Genomic DNA, 7,448 nt, shown 5'->3' with positions numbered 1-7,448 from the left:
ATATTGAATCAGCGGAGATTCATCTCCCCATTCCCGGCTTTGACAGTGCTTTTCTGCCGACGCAGTTGGCTGATATCGGGGCCACTATTACACGTAACAGTGCGCAACCCGTTTCTCGGCAAGGAAAGGTCGTTAGAGATTTAGGGGTGGTTGAAAAGCGCACCCGAATGATGCAAGTGGTTGTAAGGCTTGATGACCCTTATGGGATCAATAGCGACGCAATGCCTCTTCCGTTTGGCAGTTATGTCGAAGTCACGTTTACGGGCACCACACTGAGTAACGTTTTTAAATTGCCTCAGGAGTTAATCCAGAATCGACAAGTTTGGGTGGTAAACGATAACAATGAACTGATGCCACGGACGATACGAGTCGTCCGCACGGAAGGCGAATTTATGTTTGCCGACCAAGGTCTAGAGCCGAACGACAGGCTGGTCCTCACCCTACCGGAATTTCCAGAAAAGGGAATGACGGTACGCCTCGCCTCTCAAGTCGCGGAGGCCAATGATGAGTGACACGACACAATCACGTGGCCTGATCGCCTACTTTGCCCATAACCCGGTCGCAGCCAACCTGATCATGATTTTTATTATTGTGATGGGGGTCGCTAGCTACTTTTTTATCCAGCGTCAGATGTTCCCCAACATTGAAATCAATTATATCCATATCACCGCCGACTACCCTGGCGCCTCACCACAAGAAGTTGAAGAAAGTATCTTGGTCAAAGTGGAGGAAGCCATCAAAGATGTCAGTGGCATTGAGTCTGTGGTTTCTACGGCAAGACGAGGCTATGGCCGCGTCGCGATTGAAGTCGATGTCGGCGAAGATCTCAACCTTGTCCTTGATAGAGTCAAACAAAAAGTCGATGCCCTATCAAACTTACCCGGCAATATGGAACCACTGACTGTCGCGCAAGTTGAGTTTCGACAAACCGTAATAAGCATGGCGGTGGTAGGAGATAAACCCCTCACCGAGCTTAAGCCTGTGGCGCAGAAAATTGAAGATGAACTGCTCCAACTTGAAGACGTAACACTGGTTGAACTCAGCGCTCCTACCTATGAAATTGCGATTGAAGTCCCTCCACAGGTACTACAGAAATACAATCTCACCTTGAATCAGGTCAGTAATGCCATCGCACGTTATTCTGCGAATTTCTCTGCGGGTGAAGTTCGCACCAACAATGGCATGATCTCCATTCGGGTTGAAAACCAACGTTATCGCGGTGATGAATTCCGCTCGATTCCGATCAAAATTGGTCCCAATGGCAGCCGTTTACTACTTCAAGATATTGCCACTATTAAAGATGGCTTCACCGAAGGCGAGCTGTATTTTAAATACTCAGGGCAAAATGCCATTTTCTTAAATGTACAAGCGACCGCATCCGAAAATATGGTGACGGTCGCCGACGCGGTGAACCAGTACATTGACGCCAAAAACCAGACCTTACCGTCAGGGTTAAAGCTTAAGTCGGTCGTTGATATGACCTACTACTTAAACGCTCGCCTCGATATGATGCTTAAAAACCTGCTTCAAGGGGCGGTGTTGGTTGCACTATTGCTTACCATTTTCTTGCGTTTCAAGCTCGCGATGTGGGTAATGATTGGCCTACCAGTGTGCTTTTTAGGTGCCGTGATGTTAATGCCATTGATTGGCGTGAGCATCAATATTGTCTCGCTTTTCGCATTTATTATGGTGTTGGGGATTGTTGTCGACGATGCCATTGTGATCGGTGAAAGTGTCTACACCCAAGTTGAAAAAGTCGGCGGTGGCGTGGATAACGTGGTTAAAGGGGCACAACGCGTCGCGACACCCGCCACATTCGGCGTACTCACCACCATTGCGGTGTTCGCTCCCTTTATCATGTCCAGCGGCCCAGAGCGCGCCTTTTTCTTCGGTATCGCATCGATCGTTATGTTGTGTCTGGTGTTTAGCTTAATTGAATCTAAGCTGATTTTACCGGCTCACCTTGCACACACCCATTTTACGCCCCCCAAGCACCACAGTGTGAGGGAGCGATTCAACCAACAGTTCCAACGTTTTATCCGTGGCCCCTACCAACGAGCAGTCACATTCTGCGTGCATTGGCGCTGGTCGGTGCTTGCCACCTTCATCACCCTGCTGGCGATTGCGATTGGTCTGGTTACTGCGAACCATGTGCGTATGGTGCCAACACCTAAAGTCCCGCATGACTTTCCCAGCATCAATCTGACCATGAATAACAATGCGTCCAGTGAACAAACCATTGACGCCCTCAAAGCGATTGAGAGCATGGTATATCGCGTTGATGACCAAATCGCGTTGGAAACCGGGCAACACATCATCAAAGATACCCTCGTATTTAACGATGGACGCACATCTGGCGAGTTGGTGATCCCCTTGGTCGATGACGACGTTCGTCCTTTCACCACCTTTGAGCTGTCTCGTCGTTGGCGCGAAGCAATGCCAGATATTCCCGGTGTGAAAACACTCACGATTCAGGATGACGTTAATGGCGGTGAAGACGGCGACGAGTTTGGCTACCTCCTGTTCGGACCCGATATCACTACCTTGAATCAAGCGGGGCGTGCACTGATGTCTCGACTTAATCAGCAGCCCGGTCTTTATGATATCTCCTCATCAATTGATTCAGGGAGTCAAGAGGTACTCATCTCACTTACACCCATCGCTTATGATCTCGGGCTCGATCTCACTACCATTGCCATGCAAGTAGGAGGGAGCTTTTATGGCGGCGAAGCGCAACGAATGATCCGCGACGGCGAAGAGGTGAAAGTGATGGTGCGTTACCCCAAACTCACCCGTGAAGCCTTCTCATCTCTGCGTTATGCCATCATCACCACGCCATCAGGCCAACAAGTGATGTTGGGAGATGTCGTGGAGCTAAAACAACAGCCGGGCGTGAACAGTTTACGACGAGAGGCTGGGTTCCGTACCGTGTATGTATATGGCGCGATCGACGAAGAACAAGTGGAGCCTAGCGCAATTATCAACACCATCGATCAAGACATCATTCCCGAAATTCTGGCGCGTTATCCCGATGTCACCACCGAGCTCAGCGGCTCAATAGAAGAACAGCAAGCCCAGCAAAACGWGCAAATTTTATTCTTTATTGCAGGGATGATTGTGGTGTATGCCCTGCTCGCAGTACCGCTAAAAAGCTACACGCAGCCGTTGATCATTATGTCCGTGATCCCCTTTAGCCTAACCGGCGCCATCTGGGGGCACTATTGGTTTGATATCGATCTGAGCTTGATGTCGACATTTGGTCTGATCGCAGCTGCAGGTGTGGTGGTGAATGACTCCTTGGTGATGACGGATTACATCAATCGTGCGCGAGAAGCGGGGGTTGCCATCAAACAAGCGGTGATAGACGCCGGTTGTGCGCGTTTTCGTGCCATCACGCTCACCTCCATCACCACCTTTGCAGGGGTACTCCCCATCATGTTTGAAACCAGCCTGCAGGCACGGTTTGTGATCCCCATGGCGGTCGCACTCGGTTTTGCGGTGATGTTTGCAACCCTGCTGACACTATTCTTGGTCCCATGCTTGTATCTTATTTTACAAGACATTGGCCACCTTTTTCGCCGTCTTGCGACGCGTTTACTCCCCAATCGGCATCACGCTAACGAGGCATAAATGGCCGGCCGAGTGCTGCGCCTTGCGCGCCTGATCTGTCCAGCTGGTTCGCGATTTCCGTCATCGCGAGCCAGCGGTTCTCGCACCATAAAGGGGCCAGCAATGTGGGTGGACGGGCACTGGCAGACACACGATGATATACCACCTCTGGCGGAGTTCGCTGGATCATCATGGTCGCGCTGCGTACATAGTCTTCCAAAGACATCGCAAACTGACGCCCTGCYCGCCACGCCTTCGCCATGGTGCTGCCTTCAACAATATGCAATGGGTGGAGCTTAATCCCATCCGTCCCGACACCCACGACCCGATCAATGGTTTGCTGGTGTGTCGCCAAGTCTTCGCCCGGTAAGCCCACAATCAAGTGGGTACAGACTTTTATCCCCAACGCGCGCGCCTGCTGGGTAACAGCTTCATAGACGGCAACATCATGGCCGCGATTAATACGCTTTAGGGTTTTATCGTGAGCGGTTTGTAAGCCAAGCTCTAACCAAACCTCAAACCCTTGTTGGTGATAGTCTGCCAACAACGCCAATACGGCCTGTGGCACACAATCAGGGCGTGTACCGACACAAAGCCCCACCATGTTTTCCCGCGCGAGTGCTTGCTCGTACAAGGCTTTTAAGCGTGTGACTTCGTCGTAAGTGCTGGTATAGGCCTGAAAATAGGCAAGGTAGCGTCGAGCGCGATCAACTTCTTTAGCCCGTTGCTGCAATTGCTGGCTTACCGAGCCATGCTGAGCCTGCTCATCGGCAAACGAAGCCACATTGCAAAATGTGCACCCGCCTCGCCCAAGTGTGCCATCACGATTGGGGCAGCTAAAACCGCCATGCAATGTGAGCTTATGAACACGTTCGCCATAACGGTATTTTAAGTCTTGGCCCAGTGTATTGACTAATTGATGAAGCTCCATGTGGCCTCAGAGATGAAATGAAAGGCGGCATTTTAGCAATTGGTATCGAGAAGATATTGGGGCGGATCAAGCAAAGGTTCACTCGTGCCTACAACGAAAAAACCCGCCGTACTGGCGGGTTTGAATCACAAGCGCTTCGGCTTAGTCAGCCTTGGCTTTTTTCTTACGTTTGTCGGTGACTTCCCACTGACCATCAACAAAGAACGCTGACCAACCTGTCGGTTTTCCGTCTTCTTCACTGCGCACATAGTTTTCTTTCGTTTTGCGCGCAAAGCGAACCACTGTCGGACGTCCTTCCGGATCTTCCTGTGGCGCATCTGCTAAGTATTTGAACTTATCAGAAATACGGTCTTTAAAGCGGTGAAGTTCTTCAACCAAAGGTGCGCGCGTTTCACGAGATTTCGGGAAGTTACTCGCGGCCATAAATAGGCCCGATGCGCCATCACGCAACACGAAATACGCGTCCGAGTTTTCACACGGCAACTCGGGGAAATGCACTGGATCTTCTTTCGGTGGAGCAATCTCACCATTTTTGAGGATCTTACGCGTGTTCTTACATTCCTCGTTGGTACATCCCATGTATTTACCGAAACGACCATTTTTCAGCACCATGTCGCTACCACACTTGTCGCACTCAACGACCGGGCCATCGTAGCCTTTTGGCTTGAATTCACCTTTTTCGACCACATAACCTTCACAGCTTGGGTTATTACCACAAACGTGCAGTTTTCGGTGCTGGTCGATCAGGTAAGAATCCATGGCGGTTTCGCAAATCGGACAACGCTTCATCGCCCGAAGATCGGCCGTTTCAACGTCTTCCTCAAGCACGTTGACAATACCATCTTCATCCATCAGGTTGATGGTGGTTTTACAACGCTCTTTCGGTGGTAACGCATAGCCCGAACAACCAAGGAATACCCCTGTCGACGCGGTACGAATACCCATTTTACGGCCACAGGTTGGACAGTCGATATCTGTCATCACCATGTAGTTGGGCTTCATACCACCGTCGTCTTCGTCTTGCTCTGCGGTTTCCAGCTCCGAGGTAAAGTCGGCAAAGAAGTTATCGAGCACCGCTTTCCAATCGATATCACCGACGGCAATTTTGTCTAACGACGCTTCCATCCGCGCGGTAAAGTCATAATCCATCAGATCAGCGAAGCTATGGTTGAGTCGATCCGTCACAATTTCGCCCATTTTCTCAGCATAAAAGCGACGGTTTTCAACCCGCACATACCCGCGGTCTTGAATGGTGGAAATGATAGACGCATAGGTCGATGGTCGACCGATCCCCCGCTTTTCAAGCTCTTTTACCAGTGCGGCCTCAGTAAAGCGTGCCGGTGGCTTGGTAAAGTGCTGCTTAGGATCAAGCTGCTCTAACTTGAGGGTTTCACCCACATCGACAGCCGGTAAGGTTTGGTCCTCGTTCTTGCCCGATGGGCGTTGAACGCGTGTCCAACCATCAAAGCGCAGCGTGCGTCCTTTCGCTTTCAGCGAGAAATCACCGGCTGCGACGGTCAGTGTGGTTGAATCATACTTCGCGGGCATCATTTGACAGGCAACAAACTGGCGCCAAATCAAGTCATACAGACGATGAGCGTCTGGGTCCATGCCTTGTAGATCACTCGCGCTCACACCCACGTCAGAGGGACGAATCGCTTCGTGCGCTTCCTGTGCATTCGCCTTCGCACCATACACAATGGGAGACTCTGGCAAGTATTGCTCGCCATATTCACTCGCAATGTGGCCACGGGCCGCTTCCACCGCTTCTTTGCTGAGGTTGGTCGAGTCGGTACGCATGTAGGTGATGTAACCGGCTTCATACAAACGCTGAGCCAGCATCATGGTCTTTTTCACCCCAAAGCCCAAGCGAGTACTGGCCGCCTGCTGCAATGTCGAGGTGATATAAGGCGCAGACGGTTTGCTGGTCGACGGACGATCTTCGCGATCGCGTACCACAAAGCTTGCATGCTCAAGCGCCGACACCGCCGCCATGGCCTGATCTTTGTTCTTCGGCTTGAACGCCTTGCCGTTTTGTTGTGCAACCAGCAAACGAAGTGCCTGTGCGTTCGGCGTTAGGGTATCCGCATGCACATCCCAGAATTCCTCTGGAATAAAGGCTTTAATCTCATGCTCGCGTTCAACCAGCAGTTTTACCGCCACCGACTGAACACGACCCGCCGATAGGCCACGCGCAACTTTTTTCCACAGCAACGGCGAGACCATAAACCCGACGACGCGGTCGAGGAAACGGCGGGCTTGCTGCGCATTGACGCCATCAATATTAACATCGCCCGGTGTTTCAAAGGCTTGTGTAATCGCATTTTTGGTGATTTCGTTAAACACCACGCGTTTGAAGCGATCATGGTCGCCACCGATCAGTTCCCGCAGGTGCCAAGCAATGGCTTCCCCTTCGCGGTCCAAATCCGTTGCGAGGTAAACGTGATCCGCTTTTTCCGCTAGCTGCTTGAGTTCGGCAACCACTTTCTCCTTACCCGGCAGGACTTGGTATTTCGCTTGCCAACCATTGTAAGGATCGACGCCCATCTTGTTGATGAGCGCCTTCTTTTCTTTTTCTTTCTTAATTCGCGCTTTTTCTTCGGCGCTGAGCCCTTTCGTTGACACTGGAGCGGCTTTTTTGCCGCCCTGCGTCGAACCAGTTGGCAGGTCACGAACATGCCCGACACTCGACTTCACGATAAAGTCTTTGCCGAGGTATTTGTTGATCGTTTTCGCCTTTGCTGGGGACTCCACGATGACGAGAGATTTGCCCATAATGACCTAATGTACGCCCTTTGCGCTAAAAACTGTCGATAATTCGTTGCGTTGCAAACTCATGATAGTGAGTAAGACGCTTTCTGTTTTACAATATTGAGCGAGTCTGACCGAATATCAACTAAATTCGCAG

3 protein-coding genes and 1 pseudogene are annotated in these 7,448 nt (G+C 51.0%); 2 read left to right on the top strand and 2 right to left on the bottom strand.

What is annotated here, in order from left to right:
• Together BZG83_RS16720 and BZG83_RS08930 are read left to right on the top strand one after the other, a co-directional pair.
• Positions 1-512, top strand: a pseudogene (locus BZG83_RS16720) (efflux RND transporter periplasmic adaptor subunit); the annotation flags it as partial.
• Positions 505-3,630: an efflux RND transporter permease subunit gene (locus BZG83_RS08930; RefSeq protein ID WP_077480187.1), complete on the top strand. Its 3,126-nt coding sequence runs from the start codon at positions 505-507 to the stop codon at positions 3,628-3,630. The pseudogene BZG83_RS16720 and the gene BZG83_RS08930, both read left to right, overlap by 8 nt.
• Here the strand turns inward: BZG83_RS08930 and BZG83_RS08925 are convergent.
• Complete coding sequence (locus tag BZG83_RS08925) at positions 3,617-4,540, bottom strand: TIGR01212 family radical SAM protein (protein WP_077480186.1); 924 nt, start codon at positions 4,538-4,540, stop codon at positions 3,617-3,619. The two genes, BZG83_RS08930 and BZG83_RS08925, sit on opposite strands and share 14 nt — an antisense overlap.
• Before the next feature lie 141 nt (positions 4,541-4,681).
• Positions 4,682-7,315: a type I DNA topoisomerase gene (gene topA, locus BZG83_RS08920; protein WP_077480185.1), complete on the bottom strand. Its 2,634-nt coding sequence runs from the start codon at positions 7,313-7,315 to the stop codon at positions 4,682-4,684.
• Positions 7,316-7,448: the final 133 nt, after the last annotated feature.

Origin of the sequence: Salinivibrio sp. PR919, from assembly GCF_001995355.1 — a bacterium.
In the GTDB taxonomy this organism is placed as follows: domain Bacteria; phylum Pseudomonadota; class Gammaproteobacteria; order Enterobacterales; family Vibrionaceae; genus Salinivibrio; species Salinivibrio proteolyticus.
Note: the sequence above shows the minus strand (reverse complement) of the source record. Positions and strands in the feature narration are given on the sequence as shown.